At 72.0% G+C, this 19,335-nt stretch carries 14 protein-coding genes; 8 read left to right on the forward strand and 6 right to left on the reverse strand.

All coding sequences use genetic code 11. From position 1 onward, the window contains the following. The first annotated feature begins 45 nt into the window (after window positions 1–45). Window positions 46–276 carry a hypothetical protein gene (locus tag ACIRQ9_RS37260; protein ID WP_404184196.1) on the forward strand — a complete coding sequence of 77 codons (231 nt, stop codon included), beginning with the start codon at window positions 46–48 and terminating at the stop codon, window positions 274–276. Window positions 277–303: 27 nt separating this feature from the next. Here the strand turns inward: ACIRQ9_RS37260 and ACIRQ9_RS37265 are convergent, their stop codons facing one another. Together ACIRQ9_RS37265 and ACIRQ9_RS37270 are read right to left on the reverse strand one after the other, a co-directional pair. After that, entirely contained in the window at window positions 304–984 is a 681-nt protein-coding gene (locus tag ACIRQ9_RS37265) for a 4'-phosphopantetheinyl transferase (protein WP_404184199.1), read from the reverse strand. Then, window positions 932–1,837, reverse strand: coding sequence for a metallophosphoesterase family protein (locus ACIRQ9_RS37270; RefSeq protein WP_404184202.1), 906 nt, complete (start codon window positions 1,835–1,837; stop codon window positions 932–934). Before ACIRQ9_RS37270 ends, ACIRQ9_RS37265 begins: the two co-directional genes overlap by 53 nt. A gap of 377 nt (window positions 1,838–2,214) precedes the next feature. On the opposite strand from ACIRQ9_RS37270, the gene ACIRQ9_RS37275 reads away from it, so the two are divergent. Then, window positions 2,215–3,336 (forward strand): ATP-grasp domain-containing protein, encoded by a 1,122-nt coding sequence (locus ACIRQ9_RS37275; RefSeq protein WP_404184205.1) that lies wholly within the window; start codon window positions 2,215–2,217, stop codon window positions 3,334–3,336. A gap of 216 nt (window positions 3,337–3,552) precedes the next feature. After that, entirely contained in the window at window positions 3,553–5,235 is a 1,683-nt protein-coding gene (locus tag ACIRQ9_RS37280; protein WP_404184208.1) for a carbohydrate binding domain-containing protein, read from the forward strand. 319 nt (window positions 5,236–5,554) lie between these two features. Here the strand turns inward: ACIRQ9_RS37280 and ACIRQ9_RS37285 are convergent, their stop codons facing one another. From ACIRQ9_RS37285 to ACIRQ9_RS37300, 4 genes are read right to left on the reverse strand one after another with little or no spacing between them, the layout of a single operon-like run. Then, the gene (locus tag ACIRQ9_RS37285) at window positions 5,555–6,805 is read right to left on the reverse strand and encodes an alpha-L-fucosidase (protein WP_404184211.1); all 1,251 of its coding nucleotides are present in this window, start codon (window positions 6,803–6,805) and stop codon (window positions 5,555–5,557) included. A 4-nt stretch (window positions 6,806–6,809) separates the two neighbouring features. Next, on the reverse strand, window positions 6,810–9,854 hold the full coding sequence (locus ACIRQ9_RS37290; RefSeq protein WP_404184214.1) for an alpha-mannosidase: 3,045 nt from the start codon (window positions 9,852–9,854) through the stop codon (window positions 6,810–6,812). Window positions 9,855–9,899: 45 nt separating this feature from the next. Then, window positions 9,900–11,240, reverse strand: a complete 1,341-nt coding sequence (locus ACIRQ9_RS37295) for a 6-phospho-beta-glucosidase (protein ID WP_404184217.1) — start codon at window positions 11,238–11,240, stop codon at window positions 9,900–9,902. Continuing rightward, a complete protein-coding gene (locus ACIRQ9_RS37300; RefSeq protein WP_404184220.1) occupies window positions 11,237–12,001 on the reverse strand; it encodes a DeoR/GlpR family DNA-binding transcription regulator in 765 nt (254 codons plus the stop codon). Before ACIRQ9_RS37300 ends, ACIRQ9_RS37295 begins: the two co-directional genes overlap by 4 nt. A gap of 126 nt (window positions 12,002–12,127) precedes the next feature. On the opposite strand from ACIRQ9_RS37300, the gene ACIRQ9_RS37305 reads away from it, so the two are divergent. The 5 genes from ACIRQ9_RS37305 (at window position 12,128) to ACIRQ9_RS37325 (ending at window position 19,281) form a co-directional block, all read left to right on the forward strand. After that, window positions 12,128–13,147, forward strand: coding sequence for a carbohydrate kinase family protein (locus tag ACIRQ9_RS37305; protein WP_404184223.1), 1,020 nt, complete (start codon window positions 12,128–12,130; stop codon window positions 13,145–13,147). Between the two features lie 95 nt (window positions 13,148–13,242). Then, window positions 13,243–14,529, forward strand: a complete 1,287-nt coding sequence (locus ACIRQ9_RS37310; protein WP_404184226.1) for an ABC transporter substrate-binding protein — start codon at window positions 13,243–13,245, stop codon at window positions 14,527–14,529. Next, window positions 14,526–15,485 carry a carbohydrate ABC transporter permease gene (locus ACIRQ9_RS37315; protein WP_404184229.1) on the forward strand — a complete coding sequence of 320 codons (960 nt, stop codon included), beginning with the start codon at window positions 14,526–14,528 and terminating at the stop codon, window positions 15,483–15,485. The genes ACIRQ9_RS37310 and ACIRQ9_RS37315 overlap by 4 nt, the downstream gene beginning before the upstream one ends. A gap of 14 nt (window positions 15,486–15,499) precedes the next feature. Further along, window positions 15,500–16,360, forward strand: a complete 861-nt coding sequence (locus tag ACIRQ9_RS37320; RefSeq protein WP_404184234.1) for a carbohydrate ABC transporter permease — start codon at window positions 15,500–15,502, stop codon at window positions 16,358–16,360. Beyond that, window positions 16,357–19,281, forward strand: coding sequence for a glycoside hydrolase family 2 TIM barrel-domain containing protein (locus tag ACIRQ9_RS37325; RefSeq protein ID WP_404184237.1), 2,925 nt, complete (start codon window positions 16,357–16,359; stop codon window positions 19,279–19,281). Before ACIRQ9_RS37320 ends, ACIRQ9_RS37325 begins: the two co-directional genes overlap by 4 nt. Window positions 19,282–19,335: the final 54 nt, after the last annotated feature.

A 19,335-nucleotide genomic window follows, 5' to 3' on the forward strand; every position in this document is an offset into this window, starting at 1 on the left:
CCGTCCGGGCGCGGGACCGTGACGACCGACGGGGAGAGCCGAGCCATGCCCACCGCCGTACTGACCGACCGTGAGCGCACCGCCGTCCAGGCCTACCTGCGACTGCTGCACACCGTCCGCGCCGCCTTCGACGGCCCGCCGGACACCACCCCGCGCCCGTTCCTGGTCCCGCCCGCCGTGCTGGCCGAGGCGGAGCAGGCCCTGGACCGCGCCGGGCTCGCCGGCAACGAGGAGGCGTTCTTCCGCCTCCTGCACGACTGGTGCCCGCCCACCTGAGCCGGCACGGCGTGCCCGGGGCCGACGTCAGGGGTGCGGCACGACCACGGCCGAGGTCAGCAGGGAGCTTCCCACGCTCCAGCGGCCCTCGAAGACCTGCAGCCGCTGCCCGCCGACCTCGGGGCCGGGGACCAGCAGGCGGGCGCGCAGCGTGCCGTGCCGCCGCCCGCCGGGCTCCGCGGCCAGCTCGATGTCGGCCTCCATGAAGTCCAGCCACATCCCGGTGAGGGGGAACCACGCCTTGTAGACGGACTCCTTGGCGCTGAACAGCAGCCGGTCCCAGTGCACGTCGGGCCGCTCGGCCGCGAGCCGGCCGAGCCGCTGCTGCTCCGAGGGCAGCAGGACGGCCTCCGCGACGCCCTCGGGCAGCGGGGCGTGCGGTTCGGCGTCGATGCCGAGGGAGGCCAGATCGGTGGCGCGGACCAGGGCGGCGGCGCAGTAGCCCTCGCAGTGGGTCATGCTGCCGGCCAGCCCGTCCGGCCAGCGCGGTGCGCCGCGCTCGCCGGTCAGGACGGGCTGCGGCGGGACCCCGAGCTTCTCCATGGCGCGCCGGGCGCAGGCGCGCACGGCGGAGAACTCACGGCGGCGCTTGGGCACGGCACGGGCGACGAGCGCCGCCTCCTCGGGGTAGAGGGGGGCTTCGCGGATCGCCTCGTCACCGAGCATCTCCACGGCCACCACCGACTCCGGGAGCAGCTCCTCGATCACCGGTCTTGACCTCCATCGGCAGAATGCGGCGCAGCGTGCCCGGCGGCTGGGGTCGCTTGCGCCACTCGCGGGGGTATCCCACGGAGACCTCTTCGAACCGGACGCCGTCGTGGAAGGTGGTCCGGGGGATGTGCAGATGACCGTAGACCATGGTGTCGACACGGAACCGGCGGTGCCAGTCCGCGGTGCGGGTGGTGCCGCACCACATGGCGAACTCGGGGTACCACAGGACGTCCATGGGGTGCCGGTCCAGCGGGTAGTGGGCCGCCAGCACGGTCGGCAGGTCCTCGGGCAGCTCGGCGAGCCGGCGCTCGGTGGCCTCGACCCGGGCCCGGCACCAGTCCTCGCGGGTCGGGTAGGGGTCGGGGTGCAGCAGGTACTCGTCGTTGCAGACGATGCCGGTGCCGTGCGCGTAGGCGAGGCCCTCCTCCTTGGTCGTGCAGCCGGCCGGCAGGAAGGAGTAGTCGTACAGGAGGAAGAGCGGGGCGACCACGGCCGGTCCGCCCTGGCCCTCCCAGACGGGATAGGGGTCCTCGGGGCTGACCACGCCGAGTTCCCGGCAGAGGGCGACGAGGTGTTCGTAGCGGGCGACGCCGCGCAGGGTGACCGGGTCCTTGGGGTGGGTCCACAGGTCGTGGTTGCCGGGGGCCCACAGCACCTTGGCGAAGCGGCCGGCGAAGGTCTCCAGCACCCAGCGGATGTCGGCGACGGTCTCCGCGACGTCACCGGCCACGATCAGCCAGTCGTGGTCCGTCCCAGGGCGCATCTTCTCGACGAGCTCGCGGTTCTCCGGGTACGAGATGTGCAGGTCGCTGATGGCCAGCAACTGTCCGGCACCGGCCGTGGACTCCACCCCGTACCCCTTCCGATCATGTCGTCGCCACCCACCTCAGCACATGACGGGGCGGCGGAACAAGGGGACCTGTCGGCCTGTCGCCGGTCTTTCGGCGGTCCTCCCGCGGTCTTCGGGCGGCCGGTCCGCGACGGGTCGCCGGTCGGCGGCCGTCCGTCAAGGAAACCGCCGTGGACGGCGCGGGAAAACGCGTGTGGACGGTCCCGGGGAATCCGTAACACGGGCGTTGCACGCGGGGCCCCTTGAAAGCCGTATGATCCCTCCAACACCACCGCCACGAAATTCCCTTCGTCCAGGGCGGTTTGGTGACCCTCCAACCACCCTGCCCGGGCACGGGCCCCTGAGTCCTGCCCGAAAATGCCCGAAAGGCGGCCTGCATGCTCTCTCGCGTACGCGTCTGGCTCAACCGCACGTACGCGGAGAACGTGTTCTTCATGGATCAGCTGCGGAGAAATCCCAGCGACCGGGCGGTCGAGATCCATGCGACGCACGGTGACGCCGACTCCCCCGTGCTGGCCGCCGCCGACACCGCCGACCTGGAGCCGGAGGGCCTGTCCCCGGCCGGGTACGTCGAGTACGCGCTCGACCAGTGCCGGCGTCGTGGCATCGATGTCTTCGTGCCCCGGCTGCACCAGTCGGCGATCGTCGCCCACCGGTCCGACTTCGAGGCGGCCGGTACGGCGCTGCTGGCGCCGACGCGGGAGGCGACCGCCGTCTTCGAGGACAAGGCGACCGCCTACGAGGCGGTCGGCGCGGTCGGGGTCCCGGTGCCGCCGTGGTGGCGGGTCCGCACGGCGGACGAACTGGTCGCCGCGGTCGAGGCGCTGGAGGCGGACGGCCACAAGGCCTGCTTCAAGCCGGCCGCCGGTGCGGGCGGTGTCGGGTTCCGGGTGATCACGCGCGCGCCCTTCTCGCTCGTGCACCTCAACGGGTTCCCCGGGCCCTACGTCCAGCTCGACCTGGTGCTCGACGCGCTGCGCCGGGCCGACGAGCCGGTGGACTGGCTGGTGATGCCGCGGCTGGAGGAGCCGGAGGTGTCGGTGGACTGCCTCACCGGTCCCGACAACCGGGTCCGGATGGCGGTGGGCCGCACGAAGAACGGCCGCCGCCGTGGTTTCACCCTGGACGAGAGCTGGCTGAAGCCGGCCCGGCTGATCGCCGAGGGCTTCGGACTGCACTACCTGTCCAACATCCAGTTCCGGATGTACGGCGACGAGCCGGTGCTGCTCGACGTCAACACCCGGCCCGCCGGCGGCCTGCACCAGCTCTCGCTCTGTGGCGTCAACGCGCCTTGGGCGGCGGTGCAGTTGGCGCTGGGTGAGGACCCGGGGGCGATCGAGCCGCCGTTCCTCGGACAGGACTACGCGGTGGTGTCGGGGCCGCGTCCGGTCCTGCCGTCCGTGCCGGCCGCACGGGAGGAGGCCGACGTGGTGCTGGCGCCGTCGGTGCCCGTCGAGGTGGAGACGGTCGAGGCCGCGGCCGCCGTACTGCCGCTCTAGCCGGACGCCGGACGCGTCGCGGTCGCCCGCGCCCGCACGGCTGCCCCGCGCGGGAGGCTCGGGCGCCTGCTACGTCGTCCCATCGGTACGGACCAATCGACGCCCGCATCCTTGACAGCTCGATTGGTCCATACCATTTTTATTGCGCACCCCTTTCGCACTGTCCTCGCACCTCCGTGCAACTCCCGAACACCCCCATTCCCGCAGGGAGATCGCGTGCGCAACTCACTCGGACGTCCCAGACGTCGGTTCCTCGCACTGCTCGGCTCCGCCACCCTCGCGCTCGCCGGAGCCATCGCGCTTCCCGGTACCGCACAGGCGGCCAACGTCCTCACCAACCCCGGCTTCGAGTCGAGCAGCCTGTCACCCTGGTCCTGCACCGGAAACCTGGGCTCGGTCGTGTCCTCGCCGGTGCACGGCGGGTCCAAGGCCCTCGCGGGGGCCGTCAGTTCCAGCGACACCGCCCAGTGCACCCAGACCGTCGCCGTGCAGCCCAACACCACGTACTCGCTCAGCGGCTGGGTGCGCGGCTCCTACGTCTACCTCGGGGTCACCGGCGGCGCCTCCACCTGGACCAGCTCGCCGTCCCAGTACAGCCAGCTGAGCGTCTCCTTCACCACCGGGGCCTCGCAGACCAGCGCCCAGATCTACGTGCACGGCTGGTACGCGCAGGGCACCTACTACGCAGACGACATCAGTCTCGACGGGCCCGGCGGCGGCGGCTCCGACACCCAGGCGCCCACCGCGCCGGCGAACCTCGCCGCCACCGGGAAGACCTCGTCGAGCGTGTCCCTGTCGTGGTCGGCCGCGACGGACAACGTCGGGGTGACGGCCTACGACGTCTACCGCGGGTCGACCCTGGCGACGAGCGTCTCCGGCACGTCCGCGACGGTCGGCGGGCTGTCCGCGAGCACGGCGTACACCTTCACCGTGAAGGCCCGTGACGCGGCGGGCAACGTCTCGGCCGCCTCCAACGCGGTGAGCGTCACGACCGACGCCGGCACCGGCGGCGGCACCGGGTTCAAGCAGGCCGCACCCTACCTGTACGAGGGCTGGGGCGACCCGCCGAGCCCGTCCACCGTGATGAGCGCGACCGGCATCAAGAACTTCACCATGGCCTTCATGCTCGACTCGGGCGGCTGCACGCCCGCCTGGGACGGCAGCCGGCCGCTGACCGGCGGCGCCGACCAGAGCGCGATCAACCAGATCCGGGCGGGCGGCGGTGACGTCACCCCGTCGTTCGGCGGCTGGCAGGGCAGCAAGCTCGGCGCCAACTGCTCCTCGGCGAGCGCGCTGGCCGGAGCGATCCAGAAGGTGATCGACGCCTACGGGCTCAAGTCCGTCGACATGGACATCGAGAACACGGACGAGTTCGAGAACGAGGCCGTGCAGGCGAAGATCCTGACCGCCCTGAGGACGGTCAAGGCCAACAACCCCGGCCTGCGGACCATCGTCACCTTCGGCACGTCCACCACCGGGCCGACGTACTACGGCAACCGGCTCATCGAGCAGGCGCAGTCGCTCGGCACGAACATCGACGTCTTCACCATCATGCCGTTCGACTTCGGCGGCGGCGCCGACATGTACGGCAACACCGTGGCGGCGGCCGAGGGGCTGAAGACCAAGCTGAAGTCCACCTTCGGGTGGGACGACGCGACGGCCTACGCGCACATCGGGATCTCCGGCATGAACGGCCTGTCCGACCAGCAGGAGACCACGACCCCGGCGATCTGGACGCAGATCCGCGACTGGGGCAACACGCACCACATCGCCCGGCTCGCTTTCTGGGCCGTGAACCGCGACCGCGGCTGCGCGGGCGGCGGCGTGGTGAGCAACTGCTCCGGGATCAGCCAGAACACCTGGCAGTTCACCTCGATCACGGCCGGCTTCACCGGCTGAGCGGAGACGAGGCGGGAGGCGTGGGGGTGCCCTGGACCGGGTACCCCCACGCCCTCGCCATCCCCGCCGGCCGGGGCGGGAGTCCGGCCGGCGGGTCGGCTCGGCGCGCGGCCTGAACGTGCCGTGGTCCTTCCTGCCGTGGTCGAGCATGCCGCTCTCCCACGGGACGCCGAGGTACGCGCACAGTTCGCGGGGGATCCGCTCCGGTTCGGCGGTGAGGTCCCCGTAGGTGATCACATGGGCGCCGGGCCACCGTCGACGCGGCCGGGGCCGGACGAGGGTGGCCGGTGGGGTCTTGTCGACAGTGACGTCCTTCCCGTCAGAACCGGCCCGATCCCCGGTACAGGGCCAGCTCCCCGTCCAGCTCGACGGCGAGGACCGTGGCGTACGGGTCGAGGTCGGCCGCCGCCGGCGGGTCGATCCACAGCACCCCGACCGCCTCGTGCAGTCCGCCGACCACCCGGTGGCCGAGTGCGGTCCCGGTGCCGAGCACGGTGACCCCGCGGACCGCCGTCGCCAGGCCCCGGACGCCGATCTCGGCCCGCGGGGCGTCGAACAGGACGAGGTAGAGGGTGCGCCGGTCGGCCGAGAGGGTGCTGGGCCCGTAGTGGTGCCCGGCCGGCAGCCCGCGCCCGGTGCCGTACACCGCCTCGGCGTGCCGCCGGATCCACTCCCCCAGCCCCTCCAGCCGCTCCGCCTGCGGCGGCGGGACGGTGCCGTCCTCCGTCGGGCCGACGTCGAGCAGCAGGTTTCCGCCGCCGCCGATGGTCTCGGTGAAGTACCGGATCAGCTGGGCCAGGGACTTGTGGTTGTGATCATGGTGCTGGTACCCCCACGAGTCGTTGATCGTCAGGCACAGCTCCCACGGGCCGTCGGGCGGCACGACCGGCGCGCCCTGCTCGGGCGTGGCGTAGTCGCCCTCTTCGAGCATCCGCGCGTTGAAGACGACGTCGGGGACGTAGGACCTGATCAGCGCGGCCAGTCGGGGGATCCGCCACTGCTCCCCGCTGCGCTCCCACTCCCCGTCGAACCACATCAGGTCCGGCCGGATCCGCGCGGCCAGTTCCGTCACCTGACCGTCGCGGTAGGCGAGGAAGCGTTCCCAGGCGGCCGGGTCCTCGTGCCCGGCCGCCGCCTCCGAGTAGCGGTTGTCCTCCTGCTCCGGCGGGCGGCCCGGCTTGCGCGTGGAGGCGTAGTCGGGGTGGTTCCAGTCGGAGTGCGAGTAGTAGAGGCCGACCTTCAGGTCCCTCTCTCGCAGGGCCTCGGCGTAGGGCCCGAGGTAGTCCCTGCCGAGATTCAGGGAGCCGTACGCGGTGTCCCACAGGGCGACCCCGTCGTGGTGACGGCTCGTCAGCACGGCGTACCGGGCGCCGGCGCGGGCGAACAGGTCCGCCCACGCCCTCGGGTCGTAGCGGGCGCCGGTGAACCGTTCCAGCTGGGACATGTACCGCTCGTGCGGCACGACGCCGTCGTAGAAGGACCAGGACTCCTGGACCCCGTCGACGGCGTAGATGCCCCAGTGCACGAAGATCCCCAGCTTGGCGTCGGTGAACCAGGGTGGCACGGCCATGGGGTCAGCCCCTCCGCAGCCGCAGGGTGAGGATCTGGAACGGGCGCAGCTCCACGGGCACCGTGCCGTCGTGGGCCGTGGCGTCCTCCAGGGGGCGCTCCAGCAGGTCGGTGACCTGGGCGCCCGCGAGCGGGAAGCCGGTGCGCAGCACGCCCCGGGCGCGGCCGCCGCGGGACTCGTAGAGCCGGACCACGACGTCGCCGGAGCCGTCGTCGGCGAGCTTGACCGCCTCGACGGTCACGCCCTCGCCGAGGACGGAGACGACCGGTTCCGGGGCGCCCGCCGCTTCGGCCACCCGGAGCGGGAGGTTGAGGGCGTAGCCCGCGGCGACCGCGTCCCCGATGCTCGCGCCGGGCAGCAGCGAGTAGGTGATGCGGTGCCGGCCCTGGTCGGCGCCCGGGTCCGGGACGCGCGGGGCACGGACCAGGGAGAGGCGGACCGTGGTGGTCGTTCCGCCGTCCTCGCGGACCGTGCGGGAGACGTCGTGGCCGTACGTCGAGTCGTTGACGACGGCGACGCCGTAGCCGGGCTCGGCGAGGTGCACCCAGCGGTGGCCGGAGACCTCGAACCGGGCCGCCTCCCAGCTGGTGTTGGGGTGCGTGGGCCGCTGGACGTGGCCGAACTGGATCTCCGCGGAGGAGTGCGCGGCGCGGATGTCCACGGGGAACCCGGCCTTGAGGAACTTCTCCGCCTCGTGCCAGTCGATGTCCGTCTCGAAGTCGACCCGCGGGCTGCCGGCCCGGACCGTGATCGTCTGGACGATCGTCGAGCCGTTGCCGAAGGGGCGGGTGACGCGGATCGAGCCGATCAGCGGGTCGGCCTCGGCGACCGTGATCCCGGAGGGGTCCAGCAGGTCCGTGTAGCGGTTCTTGTAGTGCTTGTCGACGTCCCAGGCGTCCCAGTAGTTGGGCAGGTCGGTGTGCAGGCGCAGCAGGTTGCCCTGGCCGGCGAGGACCTCGCGGCCGGCCCGGTGGTCGTACACCGACGACAGGGTGCCGTCCTCGGCGACCTCGACGCGGACGAGTCCGTTGTCGAGGACCCTGCCCTCGGCCGTCACCGGACGCGGCGCCTCGGCGGCGGCGGTCAGCGGGGCGCTGCCGTTCGCGGGGACCTCGACGTACACCGGTGTGCCCGCGGCGTCCCGGACGACCTCGGCGCGGTCGTGGGGGCTGGTGTTGAAGACCCGGGCCGGGCCGTCGCCGAGCGCCGCCAGCGCCTCGGCGGTCAGCGTCTCCAGTTCCGCGGCGACCCGGGCGTACTCGGCCTCCGCCTCGCGGTGCACCCAGGCGATCGAGGAGCCCGGCAGGATGTCGTGGAACTGGTGGAGCAGGACCGTCTTCCAGAGCCGGTCGAGCCTCTCGTGCGGGTAGCGGTAGCCCGGCGCGTGCAGGGCCGCCGTGGTGGCCCACAGCTCGGCCTCGCGCAGCCGGTGCTCGCTGCGCCGGTTGCCCTGCTTGGTGCGGGCCTGCGAGGTGTAGGTGGCGCGGTGCAGCTCCAGGTACAGCTCGCCGACCCAGACCGGCGCGTCCTCGTACTCGGCGCGGGCCTTGGCGAAGAAGGCGTCCGGGTGCTCGATCTCGACGCGCGGGGAGCCCTCCAGGTCCTTCAGCCGGCGGGCCCGCTCCATGATCTCGCGGGTCGGGCCGCCGCCGCCGTCGCCCCAGCCGAAGGGGGCCAGCGAGCGGGTGGCGCCGCCCTTCTCGGCGTAGTTGCGGACCGCGCGGGACATCTCCTCGCCGCTGAAGCGGGCGTTGTAGGTGTCCACGGGCGGGAAGTGCGTGAAGATGCGGGTGCCGTCGATGCCCTCCCACCAGAAGGTGTGGTGGGGGAACTTGTTGGTCTGGTTCCAGGAGATCTTCTGGGTGAGGAACCACTCGTTGCCGGCGAGCCTGGCGATCTGCGGGTAGGCCGCGTTGTAGCCGAAGGAGTCCGGCAGCCACACGCCCTTGGTCTCGATGCCGAAGTGCTCCATGAAGAACCGCTTGCCGTGCACGAACTGGCGGGCGACCGCCTCGCCGCCGGGCAGGTTGCCGTCGGACTCCACCCACATGCCGCCGACCGGCGCCCACTGGCCCTTCTTGACGGACTCCTGGATCCTCGCCCAGACCCGCGGGTGGTTGTCGCGCACCCACTCGTACTGCTGGGCCTGCGAGCAGGCGAAGACGAACTCCTCGTACTCCTCGGCCAGCGAGGTGACGTTGGAGAAGGTGCGGGCGGTCTTGCGCTTGGTCTCGCGGATCGGCCACAGCCAGGCCGAGTCGATGTGCGCGTGACCGACGCCGGAGACGCGGTGCGCGCTGGCGTGCGCGGGCCTGGACAGCGCGGGCTTCAGCGCCGCGCGGACGGCGGCGGCGGAGCCGGCGACGTCGTCCAGGTCGAGCAGGTCCATGGCGTGGTCGAGGGCGTGCGTGATCTCGTGCCGGCGCGGGTCGTGCTCGCCCAGCTCCAGCATCAGCTCGCGCAGCACCTGGACGTCGAGGTCGAGGTGGAAGACCTCCTCGTCCAGGACGGCGATGTCGGCGCGCCGGAAGGTGTAGAGCGGCTCGTGGCCGGCGGTCAGCACGTCGCCGAGCGGGGTCGGCGCGGCGAAGTCGTTCGCCAGGATGTCGGGGTTGGAGGCGGCCTCGACCAGGTAGTCGACGACCTCGCCGCCGGTCGCGGGGTCGGCGATCCGCACGTACTGGTTGAGCGGGTTGACCGCCTTGAGCGGGGTCCCGTCGGCGAGGTGGACCAGGGCCTCGGCCTGGTTGCCGGGCCAGTCGCCGACGAAGCCGAGGTCGATGACGGCCTCGACCCGGCGGCCCGCGAACTCCTCGGGGACCCGGCCGTGCATCCGGAACCAGGTGGTGCCCCACGGCGGGCCCCACGGGGTGCCCGTCGCGAACGGCTCGTACGGGGCGGCCGCGGCCTCCTCGAAGGGCACCGGCTCACCGGGAGCCTGCCAGGCGGACACCTCGAAGGGAACGGCGGCCGCGTGCACCGCGGGCTTGATGCGCTGGTCGTGGAGGCGTGCAACGCGCTCCTCGATCCGGCGGCGTTCGTCGTGCATGGAAGTCTCCAGAAGAGGTGTGGAAAGCGCTTTCCGTACGGCTGGTCACCTAAGATACGCGAGCCCCGGATGGACCTCGGTGTACCCCTCCAGCAGCCGGCGGGCGACGTTCACCGAGTCGACCAGCGGGTGCAGCGCGAACGCCTTCACGGCCGTCGCGCGGGAGCCCGAGTCGGCCGCGGCCAGCACCTCGCGCTCGACGGCCTTGACCGCGCAGACGAGACCGGTGGCGTGAGCGGGCAGCGGATCGACGGCGACCGGGTGGGCGCCGTTGGCGTCGACCAGGCAGGGCACCTCGATGACGGCCTCGCCGTCGAGCGCGGAGAGGGTGGAGCGGTTGCGGACGTTGAGGATCAGGGTGGTGCGTTCGTCGCGGGCGATGGCCCGCATCAGCGCCAGGGCCACCTTCTCGTAGCCGCCGGACAGGTCGTCGGCGTCGCGCTCGCCCGCGCCCGCGGTCTCCCGGTTCTCGGCCATGTAGGTGGCCTCGCGCTCGGCACGGGTCCGGTCCCAGACGTCGAGGGCCTTCGCGCCGGGCTCGGCGACCGCCTCGTAGAACTGCGCCTGCTGGTCGCGCAGGAAGGCGCCGCGGGTCTTCTCGGCCTGCTGGTAGGCGCGGACGGCCTCGCGGTTGAAGTAGTAGTAGTGCAGGTACTCGTTGGGGATCGCGCCGAGGGAGCGCAGCCAGTCGGCGCCGAAGAGCTTGCCCTCCTCGAAGGAGCCGAGCAGGCCGGGGTCGGCCAGCAGGCGCGGGAGTTCGTCGCGGCCCGCGATGCGCAGGCCGCGGACCCAGCCGAGGTGGTTGAGGCCGACGTAGTCGATCCAGGCCTCGCCCGGGTCCTTCGCGCCGAGCACCCGGGCGATGCGGCGGCCGAGGCCGACCGGCGAGTCGCAGATGCCGATGACGCGGTCGCCGAGATGCCGGGACATCGCCTCGGTGACCAGTCCCGCGGGGTTGGTGAAGTTGATGACCCAGGCCTCGGGGGCCAGGCGTGCCACCCGGCGGGCGATGTCGACGGCGACGGGGACGGTCCGCAGTCCGTAGGCGATCCCGCCCGCGCCGACCGTCTCCTGCCCGAGGACGCCTTCGGCGAGCGCCACCCGCTCGTCCTCGGCCCGGCCCGCCAGGCCGCCGACGCGGATCGCGGAGAAGACGAAGCGGGCCCCGCGCAGGGCCTCGTCGAGGTCGGTCGTGGCGGTCACCGCGGGGGCGCCGGGGACGCCGGCCGCCTGTTCGGCCAGGACCCGGGCGACCGCGGACAGCCGGCCGGCGTCGAGGTCGTGCAGCACGACCTCGGTGACCCGGCCCTCGCCGCGGTCCGTCAGCAGCGCGCCGTACACGAGCGGCACGCGGAATCCGCCACCGCCGAGAATCGTCAGTTTCACGCTTGAGCCTTTCCTGCCAGGACCACGTCGACACCGGCCTCCTCCAGGGCGGACCGGGTCACCGGGTCGACCGGCGCGTCGGTCACCACCATGTCCAGGTCCTCGGGACCGCAGACCTTCGCCATGCCCGTACCCGGGAACTTGGCGGCGTCGGCGAGCAGGACGGCCTTGTCGCTCGCCTTGATCATCGCCCGTTTGACCGGCACCTCGACCACCGTCGTGTCCATCACCTGGCCGCCGGGCCGCACTCCGCTGGTGCCGAGGAAGAGCCAGTCGGCGTGCAGCTGGCGCAGGTTGTCCTCGGTGAGGAAGCCGACCAGGGAGCGGTACTCGCGGCGCACCACGCCGCCGAGCAGCACCAGTTCGATGCCCTCGTCGTCGGCCAGCTCCTCGTAGACCACCAGGTTGCTGGTGATCACGGTGAGGCGCCGGCCGTGCAGCTGGCGGGCCAGCCGGTAGGCGGTGGTGCCGATGTCCAGGAGGACCGACTGGCCGTCCGCGACCAGGGCGGCGGCGCGGGCCGCTATGGCGTCCTTCTGCGTGACCCGCACCTCGGCGACCTCGGCGAAGGGCTGGTCGCCCTCGTCGGCGACGGCACCGCCGTGCACCCGCGTGAGGAGCCCTTCCTCCTCCAGCTTCAGCAGGTCGCGCCGGACGGTCGCGGGGCTCACGCCCAGCTGCTCGGAGAGGTCGGTCACGGCCGCGGGACCGCCCGAACGCAGGGCCCGCAGGATGAGTTGATGTCGTCGTTCTGCCAGCACGCGAGGAACAGTACTCGTCATCTTCAATCATTTCTATGCTCAGTTCTGCTCGTGTATTGACCAATCTCGCGCGGCAGCGCACGATTCCGTCATCGAAATTGACGGGTTTTGACGAGAGGGTGGCGTGTGGACGACGACATACCCGACGTGCTGCTGACCGGTCTCCTCTTCTACGACCTCGTCCTCACGGGCCTCGGGAAGCCGCCGGCACCGGGCGAGGAGGTCTGGACGGCCGGCATGGGCTGCGGCCCCGGCGGCATCGCGAACCTCGCGGTGGCGGCATCCCGTTTCGGCCTGCGCACCGAACTGGCCACGGTCTTCGGCGACGACTTCTACGGCGTGCACTGCCGGGAGGTGCTGGGCCGCCAGGAAGGCGTCGGCCTCTCCCTGTCCCGGACCGCCACGGGCTGGCCCACGCCGGTCACCGTCGCCCTCGCCCACGGCCGGGACCGGGCCCTGGTCACCCACGGCGGCGAACCGCCGTACTCGCAGGACGTCCTGACGGGTGATCCGCCCGCGGCCCGCACGGCGCTCGTCCACCTGGAGGCCGAACCCCGCGAGTGGATCGCCAAGGCCGCCGCGAACGGCACCCGGATCCACGCCGACGTCGGCTGGGACCCCACCCAGCGGTGGTCCCGCGACCTCCTCGACCAGCTCGCCCTGTGCCACGCCTTCCTCCCCAACGAGACCGAGGCGATGGCCTACACCCGCACCGACAGCGCGGTCGCGGCCCTCGGCACGCTCGCCGAACTGGTCCCGGTGGCCGTGGTGACCCGCGGCGGCGACGGCGCGGTGGCCGTCGACCAGACCACCGGCGAGTTCGCGGAGGTCCCGGCCCTGGCCGTGGACGTCCTGGACACGACGGGCGCCGGGGACGTCTTCGGGGCGAGCTTCGTGACCGCCTCGCTCGCCGGCTGGCCGCTCGCCGAACGGCTGCGGTTCGCGGTCCTGGCCGCCGGTCTGTCGGTCGGCCACCACGGCGGCGCGCTCGCGGCCCCCGGCTGGTACGGCGTCGACCGCTGGTGGCGGTCGGTCACCGACCCCGAGCTGCGGCGCGCCTACGGCTTCCTCACCGACCGGCTGCCGGCCGACCCCGGCCCGCCCGTGAGCCACGCACCCGTCACTCCCCCCGCACCGCGGCCCTGACACCCCACGGCGGCCCCCACGCGCGCCCCCGACTCCCCCACGCTGCACGCGAACGTTCCGAACAGATCCGAAAGACCCGAAAGGCGGTGGGAGCTGTGCGGCTCTCACGTAGAGGCCTGCTGCGCGCGGGCCTGGCCGGTTCGGCCGCCACGGCGCTCGGCGGCCTGGCATCCGGCTGTGCCGTTCCGACCGGCTCCACCGGCCGGAACATGGTCCTGTGGTACTGGGACGGCGGCCTCGGCGACACGGTCGTCAAGAACGCCGGGACCCGCTACGGCGCCGACGTCGACCTGCAGGCCATCAAGATCGGCGGGTACTACCGGTCCAAGCTCCTCACCACCATGACCGGCCGGGCCCACGTCCCGGACATCGCGGGCCTCAAGGGCGAGGACATGGCGTCCTACCTGCCGAACGCGAACCAGTTCGTGGACCTGCGCACGCTGGGCGCGGACACCTACCGCGACCAGTACCTGTCCTGGAAGTGGGACCAGGGCATCGCCGACGACGGCACCATGGTCGGCTTCCCCATCGACTGCGGCCCGGTCGCGCACTTCTACCAGTACGAGGTCTTCCGCAAGGCCGGACTGCCCTACGAACCCGACGACGTCTCCGCCGGACTGGACACCTGGGAGAAGTTCTTCGCCGCCGGCGAGCAGCTCAGGAAACGCATCCCGGGGACCTGCCTGCTGTCCGACGTCAACTCGGTCTTCGAGAACGTGGTGACGCAGGGCGGCAAGCGGTACGTCGACAAGGACCGGCACTTCATCGGCGACCAGGAACACGTCCGCCGCGCCTGGGCGCTGGCCGTGGAGGCGAAACGGCGGGGGATCGTCTCGGACCTGGTCAGCGGCACGCCCGACCAGCTCTCCGCCCTCCAGGACGGCAAGCTGCCCAGCCAGCTCAGCGCCTCCTGGGCCACCAACGACATCAAGACCGGCGTCCCGAGGACCAAGGGCCGGTGGCGGGTGGCCCAGATGCCGGTACGGCCCTCCAACAACGGCGGGTCCTTCCTGTCGGTCACCAAGGAGTGCCGGGAGCCCGAGCAGGCGTTCCGGATCATCACCTGGATGCTGAACGCGGACAACCAGGCCCAGGGGTTCGCGGACGCGGGACTCTTCCCCTCGACCCCGGCGTCGTACGGCCTGAAGACCCTGCGCGAGCCCGACCCGTTCTTCGGCGGCCAGGTCACGATGGACATCTTCGGGCCCGCCGCGCAGCGGATCGCCGTCGCCTACAACAGCCCGTTCGACGTGGCGCTCGGGCAGCCCCTCAAGGACGAGATCAAGAACGTCGGCGTCCTCGGCAAGAACCCCGAGCAGGCCTGGAAGGACGCCATGAGCAAGTGCCGCCGCATCGCCCGGCACCTGGGGGTGGGTCTGTGACGGCCACCGCCCTCGACAAGCCCCCGACGACCGTGGAACGGCCCGCGACGGCCGGTCCCCGCACCGGAATCCGCAGGTACTGGCACCTGTACGCCGCCATCTCCCCCTTCTACCTCCTCTTCCTCTGCTTCGGCCTGATCCCGGTCGGCTTCTCGCTCTACGTCTCCCTGCACCGCTGGGACGGCCTCGGCCCGATGGAGTGGGCCGGTCTGTCGCAGTACCGGTACCTGCTGAGCGACACCGACTTCTGGACCGCGGTCGGGAACACGATCGTCATCTGGGCGCTCGCCACCCTCCCCATGATCTTCCTGGCGATGGTGACGGCCGTGATGCTCAACTCGGCGGTGCGCTTCAAGAACCTCTACCGCTTCGCCTACTTCCTGCCGAACGTGACGTCCGTGGTCGCCGTCGCGATCATCTTCGGCTCGGTGTTCTCCACCAACTTCGGCCTGGTGAACGCCTTCCTGCGGGCCGTGGGCATGGACCAGATCGCCTGGCTGAACACCCCGTGGGGCATCAAGGTCGCCGTCGCCACGCTGATGACCTGGCAGTGGACCGGCTACAACGCGATCATCTTCCTCGCCGGACTCCAGACGATCCCCGGCGAACTGTACGAGGCCGCCCGCATGGACGGCGCCGGACCGGTGCAGACCTTCTTCCGGATCACCCTGCCGATGATGCGGCCGGTGCTGCTGTTCGTGCTCGTCGTGTCGACCGTGACCGGCCTGCAGAGCTTCTCCGAACCGCAGGTCCTGCTGCAGACCACCTCCAACGACTCCACGTTCGCGGGCGGTCCCGGCCACGCCGGGCAGACCATGGTCCTCTACTTCTTCCAGCAGACCTTCGACAACAACGACTTCGGGTACGGCGCCGCCGTGGCCTGGGGCATCTTCCTCGTCGTCATCATCTTCTCGATCGTCAACTGGCGCCTGGTGCAGCGCCGGGGCGAGGACTAGGGAGGCCGCACACCATGGCATCCATCCGCACGACGCGCCCCAGGGCCGTCAAGGGCACCCGCGGCCGCCAACTCGCCCTGCACGCCGCCCTGGTCGCCGGTCTGCTGCTCTCGGCCTTCCCGTTCTACTGGGCCGTGATCATGTCGACGCACACCACGTCGGAGATCTTCTCCTACCCGCCGAAGCTGCTGCCGGGTCCGCACTTCCTGGAGAACGCCCGCAGCCTCTTCGACAACATCGACTTCTTCGGGTCGATGGCGAACTCCCTGCTGGTCGCGGGCTCGGTGACCTTCCTGGTCCTCTTCTTCGACTCGCTGGCCGCCTTCGTCTTCGCCAAGTTCGCCTTCCCCGGCAAGAACCCGCTGTTCGCCCTGCTGATGGTCATCTTCATGGTGCCGGCCCAGCTGTCCGCCATCCCGCAGTTCGTGATCATGGCGAGGCTGGGCTGGATCGGGTCGATGACCTCGCTGATCGTGCCGGCGGCGGCCAACGCGTTCGGGATCTTCTGGATGCGCCAGTACATGAAGGGCGCCATCCCCGACGAACTCCTCGACGCCTCCCGCATCGACGGCGCGAACTTCCTCCGCCAGTACTGGCACGTGGCCCTCCCGGTGGTCCGGCCGGGCCTCGCCTTCCTCGGCATCTTCACCTTCATGGGCCAGTGGAACGACTACGCCTGGCCCCTGATCGCCCTCACCAACCCGGACAACGTCACCCTCCAGGTCGCGCTGTCCCAGCTGAACGGCACCCACGGCACCACCGACTACGGAATGGTCATGACCGGCGCGCTCCTCGCCCTCGTCCCCCTGCTGATCGTGTTCGCGGTCGGTGCCCGCCAGATCATCGGTGACCTCGCCAAGGGAGCCGTCAAGTGACCGACCCGCTGGCCGCGCTCCGCCCCTGGGAGGCACCCGAGGTGACCTCCTGGGGGCGGCTGCCCATGAACGCCGTCGACCGGCGCTCCGGCGCCCTGTCCCTGGACGGCCGGTGGCGCTTTCGGCTGCTGCCGGATCCGCAGGCGCCGGCGGACGGCGTCCCGTGGTCGGCCGTGCACGTCCCCGGCGCGTGGACGATGCAGGACACGGACGACCGTCCGCAGTACACCAACGTGACCATGCCGTTTCGCGAGTTCCCGCCGCACGCCCCGGCCGCCGACCCCACCGGCGTCCACGAGCGCGACCTGGACGTGCCCGCCGCGTGGGCCGGGCGCCGGATCGTCCTCCAGGTCGGCGCCGCCGAGAGCGTCCTGCTGGTGCACGTGGACGGACGGCCGGTGGGCCTCTCCAAGGACTCCCATCTGGCGGCGGAGTTCGACCTCACCGACGTGGTACGCCCCGGCGAGCGGTCCGTGCTCCGCCTGACCGTCGTCAAGTGGTCGGACGCCTCGCACATCGAGGACCAGGACCACTGGTGGCACGGCGGGATCACCCGCTCCGTGCTGCTGTACGCGACCGACCCGCTGCATCTCGCCGACGTGAGCGTGCGGGCGCGACGCAACGGCGAGCTACGGGTGGACTGCGCGGTGCGCGACCGCGGCGGTGCGCTGCCGGACGGCTGGTACGTGAGTGCCGACCTGGACGGAGAACTCCTCGCGCAGGACGCCGAGTTCGACCGGCGAAACGCCGAGGACGACCGGGTCTCCGACTTCCTGGGCGAGGCCCGCGTCCACACCGTCGTACCCGGGGTGCGCACCTGGAACGCGGAGCAACCCGAACTGTACGGGCTGACCGTGCGGCTGCACCGCGCGGACGGCACGGTCGCCGACACGTCGTACCACCGCGTCGGGTTCCGGGACGTCGAGATCGCCGGCCGCGACCTGCTGGTCAACGGCGAGCGGATCTTCGTGCGCGGCATCAACCGGCACGACTTCCACCCGCTCACCGGACGGACGGTGTCGTACGACGACATGCGCGCGGACCTGGTGCTGCTGAAGCGGTTCGGTTTCAACGCGGTCCGCACCGCGCACTACCCGAACGATCCCGCCCTCTACGACCTCGCCGACGAACTGGGTCTCTACGTGGTCGACGAGGCCGACATCGAGTCCCACGACCACGCGCACGAGATCGCGGACGACCCGCGCTACCTGAACGCCTTCGTGGACCGGGTCTCGCGCATGGTGCTGCGGGACAAGAACCACCCGTCGGTCATCATCTGGTCGCTGGGCAACGAGTCCGACTACGGCGCCAACCACGACGCGGCGGCGGGCTGGGTGCGGCGGCACGACACCACTCGGCCGCTCCAGTACGAAGGGGCGGCGAAGCGGGGCTGGGCGGATCCCGACGTGGCCTCCGACATCGCCTGCCCGATGTACGCGCCGCTGGCGGAGTGCGTGGCGCACGCGCTCTCCGGCGAGCAGACGAAGCCGCTGATCCAGTGCGAGTACTCGCACGCCATGGGCAACAGCAACGGCACGCTGGCCGACCACTGGGCCGCCATCGAGTCCACTCCGGGGCTTCAGGGCGGGTTCATCTGGGAGTTCTGGGACCACGGAATTCTCCAGCGGGTGAGCGACGGCAGACCGGTCGGGCGCGCGGGCGCCGGACTGTACGACAGCGGTGTCGCCGCGCCCGGCCACCGCTGGGCGTACGGCGGCGACTTCGGCGAGGCCACGCACGACGGGGCGTTCGTCGCGGACGGCATGGTCTTCCCCGACCGGACCCCCAAGCCCGCGATGTACGAGCACCGGGAACTCGCGGCGCCGGTCCGCATCCGGTGCTTCCGGCACGAGGGCATCGTCCTCGCCAACCACCAGCACTTCCGGGGCTTCGACTGGCTGACCGCCACCTGGGAGCTGGCCCTGGCCGACGGCCGTACCCTGACCGGTCCGGCCGAGCTGCCCGAGCTGTGCCCCGGCGAGACCGCGGCGGTGCCGCTGCCCTTCGAGGTCCCGGCGGACGGCGGCGAGGCGTGGCTGACCCTGCGCGTGACCACGGCCGGCGACCAGGCGTGGGCGCCGGCCGGTACGGAGGTGTGCGCGCCGCGGATCCGGCTGCGGGCCCCCGGCCCGTTCCCGGCGGCCGTGCCGGGCGGGCCCGGTGTCGAGGTGGACGACGAGGGGCTGCTGCTGCACCCGCTGCTCGCCGCCGCCCCGACGCTGTCGCTGTGGCGGGCGCCCACCGACAACGACGAACTCGGCGGGATCGCACCCCGCTGGCGGGCCTGGGGCCTGGACAGCCTGGTGCGCAAGGCGGTCTCGGTACGGCGGACGCCCGGCCGTGTGACGGTGCTCGCCCAGTACGCGGGGACGACGGGAGTCGTCCGGCACCGGCAGGAGTTCACCGCGGTCGAGGGCGGCATCCGGGTCGAGGAGTCGGCCGAGCTGCCCGCCGAGTTCGACGACGTGGCCCGGGTCGGCTCGGTCTTCGAGACGGTGGCCGGCCCGGAGCTGCTGGAGTGGTTCGGTCAGGGTCCCTGGGAGTCGTACCCCGACCGTGCCGCCGGTGCCCCGGTCGGCCACCACTCCATGCCGGTGGACGAGCTGTTCACCCCGTACCTGCGGCCCCAGGAGAGCGGCGGACGCCACGGCGTGCGGCGGTTCACGCTGTCGGCGCCGGACGCCACCGGACTCGCGGTCGAGCTGGACGAGCCCCGCCAGGTCTCCGTCGGCCGCTACCGCGCCGAGGACCTGACCGCCGCCGCCCACCACGACGAACTGGTGCCCCGGGCCGGCTGCGTGGTCCACATCGACGCCGCGCACCGGGGCCTCGGCACGGCCTCCTGCGGCCCCGACACCTTCCCCTCCTACCGCGTCGCACCGGGCGTCCACCGCTGGAGCTGGACCCTGCGCGTCCTGTGACGTCCCGCCGGGACCGAGCCGTGAGGGGCGAGGGCCGGTGCGACCGGTTGTCGC

It is taken from the genome of Streptomyces sp. NPDC101237 (assembly GCF_044767465.1).
Lineage (GTDB): Bacteria > Actinomycetota > Actinomycetes > Streptomycetales > Streptomycetaceae > Streptomyces > Streptomyces gramineus.